This is a genomic window from Xanthomonas sp. NCPPB 2586 (assembly GCF_041475775.2).
Lineage (GTDB): Bacteria > Pseudomonadota > Gammaproteobacteria > Xanthomonadales > Xanthomonadaceae > Xanthomonas > Xanthomonas campestris.
Genome location: NZ_CM192981.1, coordinates 2,400,237 through 2,416,829 on the forward strand (window position 1 = coordinate 2,400,237; position 16,593 = coordinate 2,416,829).

Consider the following 16,593-nt stretch of genomic DNA (forward strand, 5'->3'; position numbering starts at 1 on the left):
ACTGGATCACCCCTTGGCGAAGGCCAGCAGATCCTTGTTGAACTGGTCGGCGTGGGTCACCGGCAGTCCGTGCGGCGCACCGGCGTAGATCTTCAGCTCTGCGTTCTTGATGATCTTGGCCGACAGCTTGCCCGATGCATCGATCGGCACGATCTGATCGTCGTCGCCATGCACGACCAGCGCCGGCACATCGATCTTCTTCAGGTCAGCGGTGTAATCCACTTCCGAGAATTCCTTGATGCAGTCGTACTGGCCCTTGTGCCCGCCCAGCATGCCCTGCCGCCAGAACGAATCGCGCATGCCCTGGGTGACTTTATTGCCGTCGCGGTTGGCACCGAGAAACGGGGTGGTCAGGTCCTGGTAGAACTGCGAACGGTCCTTGGCAACACCTTCGCGGATGCCGTCGAATACGCTGATCGGCAGGCCGCCCGGGTTGGTCGGGCTCTTGACCATCTGCGGCGGCACCGCGCCCACCAGCACCACCTTGGCCACGCGCTTGCTGCCATGGCGGCCGACGTAATGCGCCACTTCGCCACCGCCGGTGGAATGGCCCACCAGGATGGCGTCCTTCAGATCCAGCGCCTCGATCACGGCGGCCAGATCATCGGCGTAGGTGTCCATGTCGTTACCGTCCCAGGTCTGGCTGGAACGGCCGTGGCTGCGGCGGTCATGTGCAATGACGCGGAAGCCGTTCTGACCCATGAACAGCATCTGCGCATCCCAGGCATCGGCGCTGAGGGGCCAGCCATGCGAGAACACGACGGGCTGGCCCTTGCCCCAGTCCTTGTAGAAGATCTTGGCGCCATCGGGGCGGGTGACAAAGTTCGACATCGGTGTAGCTCCGTGAGAGGTGGGATGGGTCGGGGAAGTGGATGACGCACGCGCGGGAGGTGCCGCACTGGCGAAGGCGGGCAGCGACAACGCTGCCACCGCGGCCGTGCCGGCAACGAGAAAATTACGTCGCCCGGAATCGGCCGGAGACGGCTCGGACGGATGCATGGAAACTCCTTGGTGGGGAAGCGCACCGGTTGCGCCAACGGCCGAGGTCGCCACTGCCGCCAGGAAGACGATTGCGGGTGTGCGGCAGGCCGCCGGCGCCGATGCTGCCGCCAGTAAAGCGTGCGCGCGGCGCGCGAGATTGCATCGGCGTGCGCACTGGCGTGGCTGCATCTCGCTACAGGCCGCACCTCATCGCGTGCACCGCATCGCCAGGGCAGGGCGGTGCAACGTAGTGCGGTGCACTTTCAGCAGCATCTGCAAGACCGGCACGTGCAAGCACAAGCGCGCGCAGTGCCGCCGCCGCTTGCCTCTTACCCCAACGCGAATTCCCAAAGCAGCTTGAGGTTCAAGCCAACGATCACCAGGGCAATCACCCAGGCAATGCGCACCAGCCATGCCGGTGCCACCAATGCGCCCATCAAGCCGCGGTCAGCGACAAAGCGCACCAACGGGATCACCGCAAACGGCAACTGCATCGACAGGACCACCTGGCTCAAGACCAGCAAGCGGGCGGTACCGGCTTCGCCATACAGCCAGGTCACCACCACTACCGGCACGATGGCGATGCCGCGTGTAAGCAGGCGACGCATCCACGGCGGCAAGCGCAGGCGCAGGAAGCCTTCCATCACGATCTGCCCGGCCAAGGTTGCAGTCACTGTCGAATTGACGCCCGAGGCGAGCAACGCCACTGCGAACAGGGTCGAGGCCAGGCCGACGCCGAGCATCGGTGCCAGCAGCGCGTGCGCCTGTTCGATCTCCTGCACGTCGGTGCGGCCCTGCGCATGGAACACCGCCGCGGCCAGGATCAGGATGGCTGCGTTGATGAACAACGCGAACATCAAGGCCACGGTGCTGTCGGTGACTGCCCAGCGCAGTGCCGAACGGCGGCCTGCATCGGTGCGCGGATACGCGCGCGTTTGCACGATCGACGAGTGCAGATACAGGTTATGCGGCATCACGGTGGCACCGATGATGCCGATCGCCAGATACAGCGCATGCGGGTTGGTCACCACTTCGGCACGCGGAATGAAGCCGGCCAGCACTGCGGCGATCGGCGGCGCCGCCAGCGCGATCTGGATGCCGAAGCACACGAAGATCACCAGCAGCAATGCCATGACGAACGCTTCCAGCGCACGGAAGCCGCGGTTCATCAGCAACAACACCAGCACCACGTCCAGCGCAGTGATGATGGCGCCCAGTGTCAGCGGAATGCCGAACAGCAACTTGAGTGCGATCGCCGTACCGATCACTTCGGCCAGATCGCAGGCAATGATTGCCAGCTCGCACAGCCCCCACAGCGCCAGGTTGATGCCGCGCGGGTAACGTGCGCGGCAGGCCTGCGCCAGGTCCAGGCCGGTGGCGATGCCCAGCCGTGCCGACAACCCCTGCAGCACGATCGCCATCAGGTTGGAGAGCAGGATCACCGACAGCAGCAGGTAACCGAACTGCGAGCCGCCCGCGAGGTCAGTGGCCCAGTTGCCCGGGTCCATATAGCCGACCGAGACCATGTAGCCAGGGCCCAGAAACGCCAGCAACCGGAACCACCAGTGGCCACCCTTGGGCACGGCGACGCTGGCGTGCGCGGCACCCAGCCCACCATCGGCTGGGCGAATGGGTTCTGCGTTCGGGACGATCTCGCTGGACATGGGCGGGCGGAAAGACGGGACGCGGCCGATGATATAGCAAGTGCTATGCTGTTGAGCATTGGCAATCTCAATCGTATTGATCGGCGCCGTGCTTCACACTACGCATCCCGGCAGTTGCGCCGGAGGCGATGACGAGGACAAGGGTGGGCAAGAGCGAAAAGCTGGACGCGTCCGCACCGGTATTGATCGATGCGCAGGTGCACATGGAGAGCTTCCGCCAGGTGCGCGAGGCGCGCCGTGCCGAATTGGTCGAAGACTATGTCGAGCTGATCTCCGATCTGCTGGTCGACGGTGGCGAGGCGCGCCAGGTCGATATCGCTGCGCGTTTGGGCGTGGCGCAGCCCACCGTGGCCAAGATGCTCAAGCGCCTGGTGCGCGATGGCTGGGTGGTGCAGCGGCCGTATCGCGGCGTGTTTTTGACCCCGGCCGGCGAAGCGCTGGCGGCCTCCAGCCGGCAGCGGCATCAGATCGTCGAGCGCTTCCTGCTTGCGCTGGGCATCGACGAGGCCACCGCGCGGCGTGACGCCGAAGGCATCGAACACCACGTCAGCGAAGCCACCGTCGCCGCTTTTGCCGCGTTTCTGGAGCGGCAGGGCAACAGCACCACGTGAGCGTGTCGCCCGATCACCACGCGCAAGACGCACACCTGCAAATCGACCAGCAATGGATGACCCACGCCTTGCGGCTGGCCGAACGTGCCGAGCGCGACTATGACGAGATTCCGGTCGGCGCGGTGCTGGTGGATCCAACCGGCGCGCTGCTCGGCGAGGGCTGGAACTTCAACATCGCCAGCCACGACCCCAGTGCGCATGCCGAGATCATGGCCATGCGCGAAGGCGGCCGGCGGCTGGCCAACCACCGCCTGATCGGCTGCACGCTGTACGTGACGCTGGAGCCGTGTGCAATGTGCGCCATGGCGATGATCCATGCGCGCATTGCGCGGGTGGTGTTCGCCGCCAGCGACCCCAAGACCGGCGCCTGCGGCAGCGTGTTCGACCTGCTCGCAGACCCACGCCACAACCATCGCGTGCAGGTCAGCGGCGGGGTGCTGGCCGCCGAGGCCGGGCTGCGCCTGACCAATTACTTTCGCGCCAAGCGTGGCAAGCCGCCGCTCGTGCCCTGATCGGCATGGCCGCGGTATGATGCGCGCCCTTTCAGCACCCGGCCGGCAACGGCCCTCCACAGGACGGTGATATGGCAGACAACGTTGCGGGCAACGACCGACTGATCTGGATCGATCTGGAAATGACCGGCCTGGATACCGATCGCGATTCGATCATCGAGATCGCCACCATCGTGACCGATGCGCAGTTGAACGTGCTCGCCGAGGGGCCGGAACTGGCCATTGCCCATTCGCTGGAAACCCTGGAAGCGATGGACGAATGGAACCGCAACCAGCACCGCCGCTCCGGCCTGTGGCAACGCGTGCTCGACAGCCAGGTCACCCACGCGCAAGCCGAGGCGCAGACAGTGGCCTTCCTGGGCGAATGGATCCGCGCTGGCGCTTCACCGATGTGCGGCAATTCGATCTGTCAGGACCGCCGTTTCCTGCACCGCCAGATGTCGCGCCTGGAGCGCTATTTCCATTACCGCAACCTGGACGTGTCCACCATCAAGGAACTGGCGCGGCGCTGGGCACCGGCAGTTGCCTCCGGCTTTGCCAAGAGTTCGGCGCATACGGCGCTGAGCGACGTGCGCGACTCCATCGACGAGCTGCGGCACTACCGGCAATTCATGGGCACGCTGGGTGGCGATAACGGCGGCGGTGTGCAGAACTGAGGTTCCCAACCGGGAACACGGCTGCGAGGCTCCCGCATTTGTGCGGCCAGCGAATCGCTATACCGCGCATCTGGCAATCGCAAAACTGTAGTAACGCAAAGGGCCGCATCATCGATGCGGCCCTTTGCGTTTGACTCACTGCACCGCGTGCCCATGCAGGCTCAACGGGCCAGCGGCGGCCCCTTGGTCAGATCGCCATCGTCGGTGACGCCCTTGCGCAGCAGCTCGGCAATCGGCTTGCCATCGGCATCGTGGTGATACACGTGCAGGTCGCGCTGCGGGTAGGGGATGCTCAAGCCGTTTTCCAGCAGCTGGTCGCGGATCTGCTCCAGCGTGGTGCTCTTGGCCGCGCCGAAATTGCCGTTGCTGGCGTAGGCAAACAGCATCAGATCCACCGTGCTTTCGCCCAGGTTGGTGACCTGGACGAACGGCGCCGGTGTGTCCAGGACGTTCGGGTTGTCCTTGGCAATCTGCAGCAGCAGTTGCTGCGCCTTCTTGAGATCGTCGCCGTAGCCGACGCCCACGGTGACTTCCAGGCGGCGGGTGGGCAGCGTGCTGTAATTGATGATGGGCGCGGTCGTGATCGTGCTGTTGGGCAGCGTGATCATGCGTTCGTCGAACGCCTTGATCCGGGTCTGGAAGATCCGGATCTCATCGACGATGCCTTCCTGGCCGGCAATCACCACGTGGTCGCCATCGCGCATCGGCCGCAGCACGATCAGCATGACGCCCGCGGCGATGTTGGACAGCGAGTCCTTCAATGCCAAACCCACTGCCAGACCGGCCGCGCCAAGCACCGCAATTAGCGACGTCGGCGGCACGCCGATTTTGCTCAGTGCGCTCACGAACACCAGCACCAGCAACAACGCATACGACACGTTGCGCAGGAAGTTGGCCAACGTGATTTCGACCCGTGCCCGCGTCAGTGCGCGGTGCAGCCACTGGCTGAGTTGCTTGGCCAGCCACATGCCCACCACGAGGATGAGCAGTGCCAACCCGCAATTGAGCGCGTACTCCGCCCAATTGAGGTTGCTCCAGTCAAAGGCCGGCGACTTCGCTGCCGCCGGTTTTGCGGCGGCCGCTCCCGCAGCCGCCGCCAACACTCCACCCACCATTCCCATCAGCCCTCGCTCTTGAGCTTGGCCAGGCGCAGCCAGGTATCGACCACGGTGTCAGGATTCAGCGACACCGACTCGATGCCTTCCTGCATCAACCACTCGGCCAGTTCCGGGTGATCCGACGGCCCCTGGCCGCAGATGCCCACGTACTTGCCCTTGGCCCGCGCCGACTTGATCGCCATCGACAGCAGCTTTTTCACCGCCGGGTTCCGCTCGTCGAACAGGTGCGCCACGATCGAGGAATCGCGGTCCAGGCCCAGGGTGAGCTGGGTCAGGTCGTTGGAGCCGATCGAGAAGCCGTCGAAGATCTCCAGGAACTCATCGGCCAGCAGCGCATTGGACGGCAGCTCGCACATCATGATGATCTTCAGCCCGTTCTCGCCTTGTTTGAGCCCGTTCTGCTCCAACACCTCGATCACCTTGCGGCCTTCCTCCAGCGTGCGCACGAACGGAATCATGACCCAGAGGTTGTCCAGGCCCATCTCGTTGCGCACCTTCAACACCGCCTTGCACTCCAGCGAGAACGCCTTGGTGAAGGACGGATCGACATAACGGCTGGCGCCGCGGAAGCCGATCATCGGGTTCTCTTCGTGCGGCTCGTAACGCGAGCCACCGATCAGGTTGGCGTATTCGTTGGACTTGAAGTCCGACAACCGCACGATCACCGTGTTCGGCGCCACCGACGCGGTCAGGGTCGCGATGCCTTCGGCCAGGCGGTTGATGTAGAAGCTCACCGGGTCGCCGTAGCCGGCAATCTTGGCGTCGATCTTCTTGCGGACGTCGGCGTCCTGCTTGTCGTATTCCAGCAGTGCGTTGGGATGGATGCCGATGTGCGCGGCGATGATCATCTCCAGACGCGCCAAGCCGATACCGGCGTTGGGCAGCTGGCCGAAGTCGAATGCGCGCTCCGGGTTGGCCACGTTCATCATGATCTTGAGCGGGGCAGGCGGCATGTTGCCCAGGTCGGTGGTGGTGCGCTCGAACGGCAGCAAGCCTTCATAGATGAAGCCGGTGTCGCCCTCGGCGCAGCTCACGGTGACTTCCTGGCCGTCGCTGATGACGTCGGTCGCATTGCCCGAACCCACCACCGCCGGCACGCCCAGTTCGCGCGCGATGATCGCCGCGTGGCAGGTGCGGCCACCGCGGTTGGTGACGATGGCCGAGGCACGCTTCATCACCGGCTCCCAATCGGGGTCGGTCATGTCGGCAATCAGCACGTCGCCGGCCTGCACGCGATTCATGTCTTCCAGCGAGCGCACCACGCGTGCCACGCCGCTGCCGATCTTGGCGCCAACCGCACGGCCTTCGACCAGGATCTTGGCGTCCTTGGCTTCCAGCGAGAAACGCTCGATCTGGGTGGCATGGCTGCGCGACTTCACCGTCTCCGGGCGCGCCTGCACGATGAACAGCTTGCCGCTCACGCCGTCCTTGGCCCACTCGATATCCATCGGGCGGCCGTAATGCTTTTCGATCACCAGCGCCTGCTTGGAGAGCTCCTGCACATCTTCGTCGCTGATCGAGAAAGTGTTGCGCAACTCCACCGGCGTGTCTTCGATGCGCACGCGTTCACCGGGCACATCCGAATACACCATGCGGATTGCCTTGCTGCCGAGCGAGCGGCGCAGGATTGCCGGCTTGCCCGCAGTGAGCGTGGGCTTGTAGACGTAGAACTCGTCCGGATTGACCGCGCCTTGCACGACCATTTCGCCCAGGCCGAAGCTGGAGGTGACGAACACCACGTCGCGGAAGCCGGACTCGGTGTCCAGGGTGAACAACACGCCGGACGAACCCACGCCGGAGCGCACCATCAACTGCACGCCGGCCGACAGGAACACATCTTCGTGCTTGAAGCCGTGGTGCACGCGGTAGGCAATCGCGCGGTCGTTGTAGAGGCTGGCGAATACTTCCTTGACCTTGTGCACCACGTCGTCGGCGCCGGTCACATTGAGGAAGGTTTCCTGCTGGCCGGCGAACGAGGCATCGGGCAGGTCTTCGGCGGTTGCCGACGAACGCACAGCCACGGCCACTTCGCCGCCGCCGTTCTCGGCGCAGAGTTTTTCGTAGGCGCTGCGGATGTCGCGGTCCAGCTCCGGCTGCAGCGGGGCGTCGATCACCCAGCCGCGGATCTCCTTGCCGGCGACCGTGAGCGCGGTGACGTCTTCAACGTCCAGCGTCTCCAGCTTGTCGAAAATGCGCTTTGACAGATCGTTGTGCGCGATGAAGTCCTTGAATGCTTCGGCAGTGGTCGCATATCCACCGGGAACCGAAACGCCCAACCCGGCCAGGTTGCCGATCATCTCGCCGAGCGAGGAATTTTTACCGCCTACGCGGGCCAGATCGACCAGGCGTAGCTCATGCAACCACAGGATATTCTCGTTCAAGCGCGATGCTCCGTATGGCCATCGCCCGAGCGGGCTGAATGGCCGCGACCGTAGGAAGAAGCCGCTATGATGCAGTGCACAGCGGAGCCTGCACAAGCATGAACCCGTAAGTTTTGGACACTAGTTCAAAGAGGTGGAGTCGATGTCAACAATCCGGCCGGTGTTTTACGTGTCCGATGGAACCGGTATCACCGCTGAAACGATTGGGCATAGCCTGCTCACGCAGTTCAGCGGGTTCAACTTTGTCACCGACCGTATGTCGTTCATCGATGATGCAGACAAAGCGCGCGATGCAGCACTGCGTGTGCGCGCGGCAGGCGAGCGTTACCAGGTGCGGCCGGTGGTGGTGAATTCGTGCGTGGATCCACAGTTGAGCATGATCCTGGCCGAGAGCGGCGCATTGATGCTGGATGTGTTTGCTCCCTTTATCGAACCGCTGGAGCGTGAGCTCAACGCGCCGCGTCATTCGCGCGTGGGTCGCGCGCACGGCATGGTCGACTTCGAGACCTATCACCGCCGCATCAATGCGATGAACTTCGCACTCAGCCATGACGATGGCATCGCGCTCAATTACGACGAAGCCGATGTGATCCTGGTGGCGGTGTCGCGCGCAGGCAAGACGCCCACCTGCATCTACCTGGCCTTGCATTACGGCATTCGCGCCGCCAACTATCCGTTGACCGAAGAAGACCTCGAAAGCGAACGCTTGCCGCCCCGGCTACGCAACTACCGCAGCAAGTTGTTTGGGCTGACCATTGACCCGGAGCGTTTGCAACAGATTCGCCAGGAGCGGCGTGCCAATTCGCGCTACAGCGCAGCGGAGACGTGCCGCCGCGAGGTGGCCACGGCCGAGCGCATGTTCCAGATGGAACGGATTCCAACCCTCAGCACCACCAACACCTCGATCGAGGAAATCTCCAGCAAGGTGCTGTCCACGCTCGGCTTGCAGCGCGAGATGTTCTAGGAGCGGGGATTGGTGCGGCGGGAGTCGGGATTGCTGAAGCGGGCAGGCCGCCACTGTCTGCTTACTGCAGCAATGCGGCGCGGTATGGCCGGTCGGCACCCGGTGACGTATTGAAGCGGGCGGGGCAGTGCTCCGCCAAGAGTGGCCCGGCCTTCGGCCGCCGTCAATGCTGCCCGTGCGGCAGCCCAGCGTGTAGGATCGATGCATGGCGCAAGCACTGAGTAAGCTCGAACGCATCCCCAAGTTGAGCCGGTTCGGCTGGCTGATGGGGCTGTATGCGGAAAACTTCCAGCACCTCACCCGGCTGTTCGCGCCGGCCGACCTCGCTCCGGGTTCGTATGTGTCCTCGATCGGCGACGGCCTGGACCTGCGGCTGGACGTGATCGAATGCCACCGCTACACGGTGGAACTGCGGCTGACCTACGACCTGTGTGACCCGGTCACCGGCGAGCCGGACCCGTCCGCCTACGTACGTCTGTATCGGGATGCGCGCCAGGCCGAAACCACGCATTGCTACGTCGGCCGCCGCTGGCAGGACACCATGGGCATGTTCCCGCCGCCTGCCGAGCTCATCAGCCACCGCATGCGCATGAATACGTTCCTGGGCAAATGGCTGGACTATCTGGCCGAGCGCGGCCATGGCGTGGCCACGCTGCGTTTGGACACCGACTACGTCGCGCCGCCGCGCGCCAACGCGCAGCCGGCCATCAGCTGATCGCTGCGCGGCGCGCAGCTTCGGTCATACTGATGTGCTTCATGTCTGATCGTTCGCCATGCCGCATACCCCGATTGTCGCCACGCTCGGCTACCTGCTGTCGCCGGATGGCACCCAGGTACTGATGATCCATCGCAATGCCCGCCCCGGGGATCATCACCTGGGCAAATACAACGGGCTCGGCGGCAAACTGGAAGCCGATGAAGACGTGTTGGCCTGCATGCGCCGCGAAATCCGCGAGGAAGCCGGCGTGGAATGCGGCCAGATGCAGCTGCGCGGCACCATCAGCTGGCCGGGCTTCGGCAAGCAGGGCGAGGACTGGCTGGGATTCGTGTTCCTGATCCACAGCTTCGACGGTACGCCGCAGACCTCCAACCCCGAAGGCACCCTGGAATGGGTCCCCATTGCGCAGATGGACCAGGTGCCGATGTGGGAGGGCGACCGCAACTTTCTGCCGCTGGTGTTCGATGGCGACCCGCGCCCGTTCCATGGCGTGATGCCGTATCGGGACGGACGCATGCAGTCGTGGTCGTATTCGCGCGTGTGAGGGCGGCGCCCGGTCTACGGCGCAAGCATGCAATCTCGGTGACTGGGCTTAGCCATCACTGACGGCCGAACTGTGAAGCCCACCGCACCGGCTTTGCCAACTTCTCCACACCCCCTGTGGATGGAAACTGCGCAAGTCTGTGGACAACCGTGTTCAGGCCTTGCCCCATCTGGCTGTCAAGAGCCCTGGTGAAAATTTCGCCACTGCCTCATTGCGCGGTCCAGCCACCGTCGATGGCAATGGCCTGGCCGGTGAGATTGCGCGCCGCGTGCGACATCAGGAAGGCCACGGTGCCGGCCAGTTCGTCGTACTCGATGAAGGCGCCTTTGGGCATCGGCTTGAGCATCACCTCGCGGATCACCGCGTCTTCGGCAATGCCGCGCGTGCGTGCCTGGTCGGCGATCTGCCGCTCCACCAGCGGCGTGCGCACATAGCTGGGGCACAGCGTGTTGGCGGTGATGTCGCAGTCGGCGGTTTCCAGCGCGAGCACCTTGGACAGCCCGATCAGCCCATGCTTGGCAGCCACGTAGGCGCTCTTGTAAGGGCTGGCCACCAGCGAATGGATGCTGCCGATGTTGACGATGCGCCCGTAGCCGCCCGCACGCATGCCCGGCAGCACCGCGCGGCTGAGACGTGCGGCACCGGTCAGCATCACGTCCACCAGCAGCGCCCAGCGCTGCATCGGGAACTCCTCCAGCGGCGCAACGTGCTGCAGGCCGGCGTTGTTGACCAACACCTCGGGCGCGCGCGCGGCGGCCGCCAGTGCCTGGGCAATGCTGTGCTCGTCGGTGACGTCCAGTACCAGGGCCTCGGCCGATCCGCCGGCCGCACGCACCTGCTGGGTGGTCTGCTCGGCCGCGGCCAGGTCGGCGTCGCTCACCAGCAGGTGGTGGCCGTCGGCGGCAAGAACGGTGGCCAGGCCGGCGCCGATGCCGCTGCCGGCACCGGTGATCAGGATGCTGCGCATCGGGTGTCCTCGTGGAATGCGGCACTGAAACGGTGCCAGTGGCCGCCAGGGTAGCCGAGCACGTTGAAACGGTCGCCTGCGCGTCGCGCGCGCGTTACCCTTTGCGCCTCGATGCCCTCAGGTTCCGCATGAAACGCCATTTTTCGATGCTGCGCGACTTTCAACTCGCAGACTGGTTCACGCTGGCAAACGCCTTTTGCGGCACCGGGGCGGTGTTTGCGGCCATGCGGTTTCTGCAGGAAGGCCACCGCGGCGACCTGTTGCTGGGCATGGCGCTGATTCCGCTGGCCTTCGTCTTCGATGCGCTGGACGGTCACGTGGCGCGCTGGCGCAAGGCGTCCTCGACGCTGGGCCGCGAGCTGGATTCGTTGGCCGACGTGATTTCGTTCGGCGTGGCGCCAGCCGCGCTTGGCTATGCCTGCGGCATGCGCGGCGGCTGGGACTGGCTGGTGCTCAGTTATTTCGTCTGCTGCGGCGTGAGCCGGCTGGCGCGCTACAACGTGACCGCCGAAGAGATCGCCGGCGAGGCCGACAAGGTGCCGTATTTCGAAGGCACACCGATCCCCACCAGCCTGGTGCTGGTGATCCTGCTGGCGGTGGCGGCCAGCACCGGGCATATCGGCCAGACGTTGTGGTGGGGGCAGTGGCAGCTCGGGCCCTGGCAATTCCACCCGCTGGTGCTGCTGTTCGCGGTGTCCGGCTCGCTGATGATCAGCAAGACGCTGCGCATCCCCAAGCCCTGACCGGTGCGGCGGAACACACGCGGTAGGATGGCTGGGTAGACCAGCCACGGGAGTGGACGATGACAACCAGCGGTTCGGACAACGGCAACTTCGAAGACAAGGCGCGCCAATACTGGAGCGCCTGGGGAGATGCCATGCGCCACGGCCAGTCCGCTTCCGCCGCGCAACCGCCGCCGGGCCCGGCTGGCGAGACGCCGCAGGACTGGCGCAAGGCGGTCGACTGGTGGTCGCAGGTGTTGCCCACGCAGGCCGCCCCGCAGGCGCAGGAGGCGATCAACCGCTTCCGTACCCAGGCCGGGGACTGGTACGGCACCATGCAGCAGGTGGCCGCGCAGTTCGCCGGTCGCGATACCTCTGCCAGCGCGGTCTCCGACGCCTGGCGGCACGCCGTGCAAGGGCAGGGCGAGCAATTGATGCAATGGACGCTGGGCTCGCTGCATGGCGGCAGCAAGGGCGGCTTCGATCCGTGGTTGCAAGAAGCCGCGCAGGCGTTGCAGCGCTGGCGCGAAGACAATGCCGCCTGGCTGGAGATGCCGGCCTTCGGCCTCAATCGCAATCATCAATCACGCTGGCAGACCTTGGCCCGCGCGCAGCAGGATTACCAGGCGCAGTCGCAGGCCTATGCCGAGCAGCTCAAGGCAGCGATCGACCAGGCGTTTGCGCGCTTCGAACGCAAGTTGAGCGAACACGAAACCAGTGGCAGCCAGCTGACCAGCGCGCGCGCCTTGTTCGATCTGTGGATCGAAGCGGCTGAAGAATCGTATGCGGACGTGGCGTTGTCGGATCAGTTCCGCGAGGTCTACGGCGGCTTTGCCAACGCGCACATGCGGCTGCGCGCGGCCCTGCAACAGGAAGTGGAACAGGTGAGCGAGCGCTTCGGCATGCCGACCCGTTCCGAGATGGATGCCGCGCATCGGCGTATTGCCGAGCTGGAGCGGGCGGTGCGTCGCATGCTGCGTGGCGCGCAAGCCAAGCCGGCTGCGGCGTCCGCGCCCAAGCCTGATGCGGGCCCGGCGCCAGTCGCCGCTGCCAGCGCACCGCCACGTGCGGCTGCCCAGCCAACAACCCCGCCTGAGGCCGCGCCAGCCAAGCGCGCCACGCGCCAGACAGCAGCTGCGCCAGAGACATCCAGACCGAAAGCATCCAACACGCGACCGGCTGCAAAGAAGGCGACCAAGACTTCCAAGTCGCCGGCGCGCGCACCGAGCGGAGGCAAGCCATGAAGGGCCCGTTGGGATTCAGTGCCGAGGACCTGATGCAGGAGACCTTGTCGATGCAGCGCAAGCTGCGCGAAGGGCTCAAGCTGCTGCCCGGCGTGGAGGACGTGGATTACGGCGTCACCGAACGGCAGGAAGTCTGGCGCGACGGCAAGGTGGTGCTGTACCGGTTCGTCGGCGATGCCGCGCCGGTGGCGCGTACGCCGTTGCTGATCGTCTATGCGCTGGTCAACCGGCCGTACATGGTGGACCTGCAGGCCGATCGTTCGCTGGTCAAGGGCCTGCTCGGTCACGGCCAGGACGTCTACGTACTGGATTGGGGGTATCCGGACCGCTCCGAACGCTATCTCACGCTGGAAGACTATCTACTGCGCTACATCGATGGCGCGGTGGACCATCTGCGTGCGGCGTCGGGTCTGGAGGCGGTGGACGTGCTCGGCATCTGCCAGGGCGGCACGTTTGCGCTCTGCTATGCCGCGCTGGAGCGCGCCAAGATCCGCAATCTCATCACCATGGTCACGCCGGTGGATTTCCACACCCCCGACAACATGCTCTCCAACTGGGCGCGCATGGTCGATGTGGATCTGTTCGTCGACACCATGGGCAATGTGCCTGCGGATCTGATGAATGCCAGTTACCTGATGCTCAAGCCGTTCCGGCTCAACCTGCAAAAATACGTGGGGCTGCTCGACATCCTCGATGACAAGCAGGCGCTGGAGGACTTCCTGCGCATGGAAAAATGGATCTTCGATTCGCCCGACCTGGCCGGCGAAGCGTTCCGCGAATTCGTCACCCAGTTCTACCAGCGCAACGGCCTGGTCACCGGCGATGTGCGTATCGGCGGGCAGGCGGTGGATCTGCACGCTGTCGACATGCCGGTGCTCAACATCTATGCCGAGCACGATCACCTGGTGCCGCCCGATGCCTCGCGCGCCCTGCGTGGGTTGGTGGGCAGCGAGGACTACACCGAGCTGAGCTTTCGCGGTGGGCACATCGGCATCTACGTCTCGGGCCGTGCACAGCGCGAGGTGCCCGTGGCGATCCATCGCTGGCTGCAGGCGCGTGGCGGCAACGGTTGACGCAGTGATGCAACGGGGTGGGCGTGCGTCACGCACGCGTGCCGTCACGATCCGCTGTAGCTGGCCTGCCTACACTGTGAGATACATTCCAGGAGGCTGCTCATGTCCACCACCACTGCACTGTCCCGTTCCCTCAACGACCGCATGATTGCCGGCGTCGTCGGCGGCATCGCGCGCCGCTTCGGCTGGAGCTCGACCCTGCTGCGCATCCTGTTCGTGATCGTGTCGATCGCTTCGGCTGCATTTCCCGGCATCCTGGTCTACCTGATCCTGTGGCTGCTGATCCCGAATCAGGCCGACTGAGCCGCGTCCCGCGCTGGCTGGGCGCGCTGCAGGTACTGGGTGCGCTGTGGACGTTGCCGAACACGCTGATCGGGCTGGCGATCGGTACGTTGGGCGCCTGTTTTGGCGCGCGGCCGCGCTGGTCAGCCACTGAGCGCGCAGTGGTCTTCCATGCCTGGCCATGGGGGCCGGGCGGGGCGATGACGTTGGGCAATGTCATCTTGTTGAAGGGCGCATCGTTGGAGTTGCAATGCGCCACTTATGCGCATGCCGCCGGTCGCTGCGTGCACCCGGCGGTGCGGCTCGGCGATCACGAGCGCGCGCACGTGTATCAATACATGCTGCTCGGCCCGCTATTTCTTCCGGTGTACCTGCTGTGCGGCGGCATCCACGTGCGCAACCCGCTTGAGCGCGCCGCAGATGCCTACGCAATACACGGCCACGGGTGGTGGCCGTGGTGGTCTCAGCCCAGTCGCGAGAAGCCGAACAAGTCCGACAACGGGTAAGCGCGGCCTTCCAGTTGCGCACGTAGCAGGCCGGCGCCGATCGCGCTGTAGGTGATGCCATTGCCGCCATATGCCATGGCAAAGGCCACACGCGGGCCGTGCTCGGAATGCGTGCCGAAGAACGGCAGCCCATCGGCGGTTTCGGCAAACGTGCCGCCCCAGGCGAACACCGGCCGCAGCCGCACGTCCGGCATCACCTTGGCGATCTTCTTCAGCAGCGTGTCCGTCTTGCTGAGCACGCGTGCGTCGCGGCGCGCGGGAATATCAATGCTGTCGTCTTCGCCGCCGGCCACCACGCGGCCATCGGCGGTAGTGCGCACGTACAGGTAGGGGCGCGCGGTCTCCCACATCATGGTGTGCTTGAGCGCGCCCACATCGGTGTCGTGCAGCGGGTCGGTGACGAAGGCATAGCTGCTCCGGTTGCGTGCCACCCGCTGCGACAGCCACTGCTGGTTGCCATAGCCTGCGGCCATGATCACGTGCCGCGCGCGCACATTGACCCCGTCCTGGGTGCGCAGATCGACATGCTGGTCATGCGCCTGGAGGGTGGCGATGGGGCTGCGGTCGTAGATGCGGCCGCCGTACTGCTCGCATTCTGCGAACAACCGGTAACACAGGCGGTAGGGGTCCACGCTGGCGGCGAGCCGGCTGAGAATAGCGCCTTCCGAACGCACGCCGTAGTCGTGCCACAGCGCGTCACCGGCGATCCACTCCACCGGCAGCGCATGTGTCTTGCGTGCGTCCAGTTCGCGCTGCAGATCCTTCAGATCCCGCGCACGGCTGGCGTAGTACAGGCTGTCCTGGCGCGTGAAGTCGCAGCCGCCCAGGCCATCGCAAAGCTCCTGCAGATCCAGGATCGCTTTCGCGCACGCACCATAGGCCAGCGCGGCGGCAGGCATACCGTACTGCGCCGCCAGATCCACCATCGGCGTGTCGATCTCGTATTGCAGCAACGCAGTGCTGGCCGAGGTGCTGCCCCAGCCGATTTCACGTTGTTCGATCACCACGACCTCATGGCCGTGGCGCAGCAGCTCGTGTGCGATCAATGCCGCGGTCACACCGCCGCCAATGATTGCCACCTCGCAGTGGGTGTCCTGCTCCAGGCGCGGATAAGGACGCATCAATCCGTTGCGCATCGACCAGAACGGATAACCACTTTTAAGGTTCATGCGGTGTCGGTGAGCGGGCGGAACTGGATTGGACGATCAAGCGGGGTGAAGCGGCCGTGACGCGTGCAGCCGCCATCGGGCGGTCACCAAATCGCAAACAGCCGGCGTTAACGTGCGTGGAAAAGCTCCTCACGGCGTGCTCGCTATGCTCGCGCCGTCAACGCAGCAACAGCAGCAGAAGAGGGTGAGGGTATGTCGATTGTCCTGTACGTCGGTGGCAGCAAGGATGGCGATAAGGGTGTGGTGCCGTACGGCTTCAGCAAGTCGCGCACCATGACCGAGGCCGGTCCGGAGGTGTACGTGGAGCGCATGGTGCCGCTCAAGGACGTGGGCAAGATCCGCGTCATGGCGCTGGAATCGCTGCACGAAAGCATTCTGGTCGAGCGCGCCGCCACCCATTACGCACGCCGCGTCAGCTGAGCGCGTCGGCATAGGTTTACGGCGGTCCTGTCAACGGGTTTCCGCAGCGCCCTTGCACTGC

18 protein-coding genes are annotated in these 16,593 nt (G+C 64.9%); 12 read left to right on the forward strand and 6 right to left on the reverse strand.

Features of this window, described 5'->3' with window-relative positions; all coding sequences use genetic code 11:
• Positions 1–6 precede the first annotated feature (6 nt).
• Both ACCQ09_RS10255 and ACCQ09_RS10260 read right to left on the reverse strand, forming a co-directional pair.
• The gene (locus ACCQ09_RS10255; protein WP_040942309.1) at positions 7–831 is read right to left on the reverse strand and encodes an alpha/beta fold hydrolase; all 825 of its coding nucleotides are present in this window, start codon (positions 829–831) and stop codon (positions 7–9) included.
• 479 nt (positions 832–1,310) lie between these two features.
• Positions 1,311–2,645 (reverse strand): Nramp family divalent metal transporter, encoded by a 1,335-nt coding sequence (locus ACCQ09_RS10260; protein WP_040941262.1) that lies wholly within the window; start codon positions 2,643–2,645, stop codon positions 1,311–1,313.
• Between the two features lie 143 nt (positions 2,646–2,788).
• Here ACCQ09_RS10260 and mntR point away from each other — a divergent pair, with 143 nt between their 5' ends.
• The 3 genes from mntR to orn all read left to right on the forward strand — a co-directional run bounded on the left by mntR (position 2,789) and on the right by orn (position 4,424).
• Positions 2,789–3,256, forward strand: a complete 468-nt coding sequence (gene mntR, locus ACCQ09_RS10265; protein WP_012438216.1) for a manganese-binding transcriptional regulator MntR — start codon at positions 2,789–2,791, stop codon at positions 3,254–3,256.
• 56 nt (positions 3,257–3,312) lie between these two features.
• On the forward strand, positions 3,313–3,768 hold the full coding sequence (tadA, locus tag ACCQ09_RS10270) for a tRNA adenosine(34) deaminase TadA (protein WP_161963314.1): 456 nt from the start codon (positions 3,313–3,315) through the stop codon (positions 3,766–3,768).
• Positions 3,769–3,839: 71 nt separating this feature from the next.
• On the forward strand, positions 3,840–4,424 hold the full coding sequence (gene orn / locus ACCQ09_RS10275) for an oligoribonuclease (protein WP_012438217.1): 585 nt from the start codon (positions 3,840–3,842) through the stop codon (positions 4,422–4,424).
• Between the two features lie 161 nt (positions 4,425–4,585).
• Here orn and ACCQ09_RS10280 read toward each other — a convergent pair whose 3' ends face one another.
• A complete protein-coding gene (locus ACCQ09_RS10280) occupies positions 4,586–5,545 on the reverse strand; it encodes a mechanosensitive ion channel family protein (protein WP_011037313.1) in 960 nt (319 codons plus the stop codon).
• On the reverse strand, positions 5,545–7,923 hold the full coding sequence (gene ppsA, locus ACCQ09_RS10285) for a phosphoenolpyruvate synthase (RefSeq protein ID WP_011037312.1): 2,379 nt from the start codon (positions 7,921–7,923) through the stop codon (positions 5,545–5,547). Before ppsA ends, ACCQ09_RS10280 begins: the two co-directional genes overlap by 1 nt.
• A gap of 142 nt (positions 7,924–8,065) precedes the next feature.
• Here ppsA and ppsR point away from each other — a divergent pair, with 142 nt between their 5' ends.
• The 3 genes from ppsR to ACCQ09_RS10300 all read left to right on the forward strand — a co-directional run bounded on the left by ppsR (position 8,066) and on the right by ACCQ09_RS10300 (position 10,149).
• Positions 8,066–8,887 carry a posphoenolpyruvate synthetase regulatory kinase/phosphorylase PpsR gene (gene ppsR / locus ACCQ09_RS10290; RefSeq protein ID WP_011269676.1) on the forward strand — a complete coding sequence of 274 codons (822 nt, stop codon included), beginning with the start codon at positions 8,066–8,068 and terminating at the stop codon, positions 8,885–8,887.
• 205 nt (positions 8,888–9,092) lie between these two features.
• Positions 9,093–9,602 (forward strand): DUF1249 domain-containing protein, encoded by a 510-nt coding sequence (locus tag ACCQ09_RS10295; RefSeq protein ID WP_014507870.1) that lies wholly within the window; start codon positions 9,093–9,095, stop codon positions 9,600–9,602.
• A gap of 58 nt (positions 9,603–9,660) precedes the next feature.
• Positions 9,661–10,149 carry an NUDIX hydrolase gene (locus tag ACCQ09_RS10300; protein ID WP_011037309.1) on the forward strand — a complete coding sequence of 163 codons (489 nt, stop codon included), beginning with the start codon at positions 9,661–9,663 and terminating at the stop codon, positions 10,147–10,149.
• A gap of 208 nt (positions 10,150–10,357) precedes the next feature.
• Here the strand turns inward: ACCQ09_RS10300 and ACCQ09_RS10305 are convergent, their stop codons facing one another.
• Entirely contained in the window at positions 10,358–11,116 is a 759-nt protein-coding gene (locus ACCQ09_RS10305) for a 3-hydroxybutyrate dehydrogenase (protein WP_011037308.1), read from the reverse strand.
• Positions 11,117–11,244: 128 nt separating this feature from the next.
• Here ACCQ09_RS10305 and ACCQ09_RS10310 point away from each other — a divergent pair, with 128 nt between their 5' ends.
• The 5 genes from ACCQ09_RS10310 to ACCQ09_RS10330 all read left to right on the forward strand — a co-directional run bounded on the left by ACCQ09_RS10310 (position 11,245) and on the right by ACCQ09_RS10330 (position 14,943).
• Positions 11,245–11,859 carry a CDP-alcohol phosphatidyltransferase family protein gene (locus ACCQ09_RS10310; RefSeq protein WP_014507867.1) on the forward strand — a complete coding sequence of 205 codons (615 nt, stop codon included), beginning with the start codon at positions 11,245–11,247 and terminating at the stop codon, positions 11,857–11,859.
• Between the two features lie 59 nt (positions 11,860–11,918).
• Positions 11,919–13,082, forward strand: coding sequence for a class III poly(R)-hydroxyalkanoic acid synthase subunit PhaE (phaE, locus tag ACCQ09_RS10315; protein WP_011037306.1), 1,164 nt, complete (start codon positions 11,919–11,921; stop codon positions 13,080–13,082).
• Positions 13,079–14,155, forward strand: coding sequence for a class III poly(R)-hydroxyalkanoic acid synthase subunit PhaC (locus ACCQ09_RS10320; RefSeq protein WP_011037305.1), 1,077 nt, complete (start codon positions 13,079–13,081; stop codon positions 14,153–14,155). Before phaE ends, ACCQ09_RS10320 begins: the two co-directional genes overlap by 4 nt.
• A 102-nt stretch (positions 14,156–14,257) precedes the next feature.
• On the forward strand, positions 14,258–14,458 hold the full coding sequence (locus tag ACCQ09_RS10325) for a PspC domain-containing protein (RefSeq protein WP_011037304.1): 201 nt from the start codon (positions 14,258–14,260) through the stop codon (positions 14,456–14,458).
• Positions 14,428–14,943: a hypothetical protein gene (locus ACCQ09_RS10330; protein ID WP_011037303.1), complete on the forward strand. Its 516-nt coding sequence runs from the start codon at positions 14,428–14,430 to the stop codon at positions 14,941–14,943. The genes ACCQ09_RS10325 and ACCQ09_RS10330 overlap by 31 nt, the downstream gene beginning before the upstream one ends.
• Here ACCQ09_RS10330 and ACCQ09_RS10335 read toward each other — a convergent pair.
• A complete protein-coding gene (locus ACCQ09_RS10335; RefSeq protein ID WP_040941265.1) occupies positions 14,901–16,112 on the reverse strand; it encodes an NAD(P)/FAD-dependent oxidoreductase in 1,212 nt (403 codons plus the stop codon). The genes ACCQ09_RS10330 and ACCQ09_RS10335 overlap by 43 nt on opposite strands.
• Positions 16,113–16,304: 192 nt before the next feature.
• Here ACCQ09_RS10335 and ACCQ09_RS10340 point away from each other — a divergent pair, with 192 nt between their 5' ends.
• Entirely contained in the window at positions 16,305–16,532 is a 228-nt protein-coding gene (locus ACCQ09_RS10340; RefSeq protein WP_042599220.1) for a hypothetical protein, read from the forward strand.
• The last annotated feature ends 61 nt before the right edge of the window (positions 16,533–16,593 follow it).

Coding starts and splice junctions, on each gene's coding strand:
- ppsR (WP_011269676.1), top strand. CDS start 8,066: ATGTCAACAATCCGGCCGGTGTTTTACGTGTCCGATGGAACCGGTATC.
- tadA (WP_161963314.1), top strand. CDS start 3,313: ATGACCCACGCCTTGCGGCTGGCCGAACGTGCCGAGCGCGACTATGAC.
- orn (WP_012438217.1), top strand. CDS start 3,840: ATGGCAGACAACGTTGCGGGCAACGACCGACTGATCTGGATCGATCTG.
- ACCQ09_RS10295 (WP_014507870.1), top strand. CDS start 9,093: ATGGCGCAAGCACTGAGTAAGCTCGAACGCATCCCCAAGTTGAGCCGG.
- ACCQ09_RS10325 (WP_011037304.1), top strand. CDS start 14,258: ATGTCCACCACCACTGCACTGTCCCGTTCCCTCAACGACCGCATGATT.
- ACCQ09_RS10255 (WP_040942309.1), bottom strand. CDS start 831: ATGTCGAACTTTGTCACCCGCCCCGATGGCGCCAAGATCTTCTACAAG.
- ACCQ09_RS10305 (WP_011037308.1), bottom strand. CDS start 11,116: ATGCGCAGCATCCTGATCACCGGTGCCGGCAGCGGCATCGGCGCCGGC.
- ACCQ09_RS10260 (WP_040941262.1), bottom strand. CDS start 2,645: ATGTCCAGCGAGATCGTCCCGAACGCAGAACCCATTCGCCCAGCCGAT.
- ACCQ09_RS10320 (WP_011037305.1), top strand. CDS start 13,079: ATGAAGGGCCCGTTGGGATTCAGTGCCGAGGACCTGATGCAGGAGACC.
- ACCQ09_RS10340 (WP_042599220.1), top strand. CDS start 16,305: ATGTCGATTGTCCTGTACGTCGGTGGCAGCAAGGATGGCGATAAGGGT.
- phaE (WP_011037306.1), top strand. CDS start 11,919: ATGACAACCAGCGGTTCGGACAACGGCAACTTCGAAGACAAGGCGCGC.
- ACCQ09_RS10280 (WP_011037313.1), bottom strand. CDS start 5,545: ATGGGAATGGTGGGTGGAGTGTTGGCGGCGGCTGCGGGAGCGGCCGCC.
- ACCQ09_RS10300 (WP_011037309.1), top strand. CDS start 9,661: ATGCCGCATACCCCGATTGTCGCCACGCTCGGCTACCTGCTGTCGCCG.
- ACCQ09_RS10310 (WP_014507867.1), top strand. CDS start 11,245: ATGAAACGCCATTTTTCGATGCTGCGCGACTTTCAACTCGCAGACTGG.
- ACCQ09_RS10335 (WP_040941265.1), bottom strand. CDS start 16,112: ATGAACCTTAAAAGTGGTTATCCGTTCTGGTCGATGCGCAACGGATTG.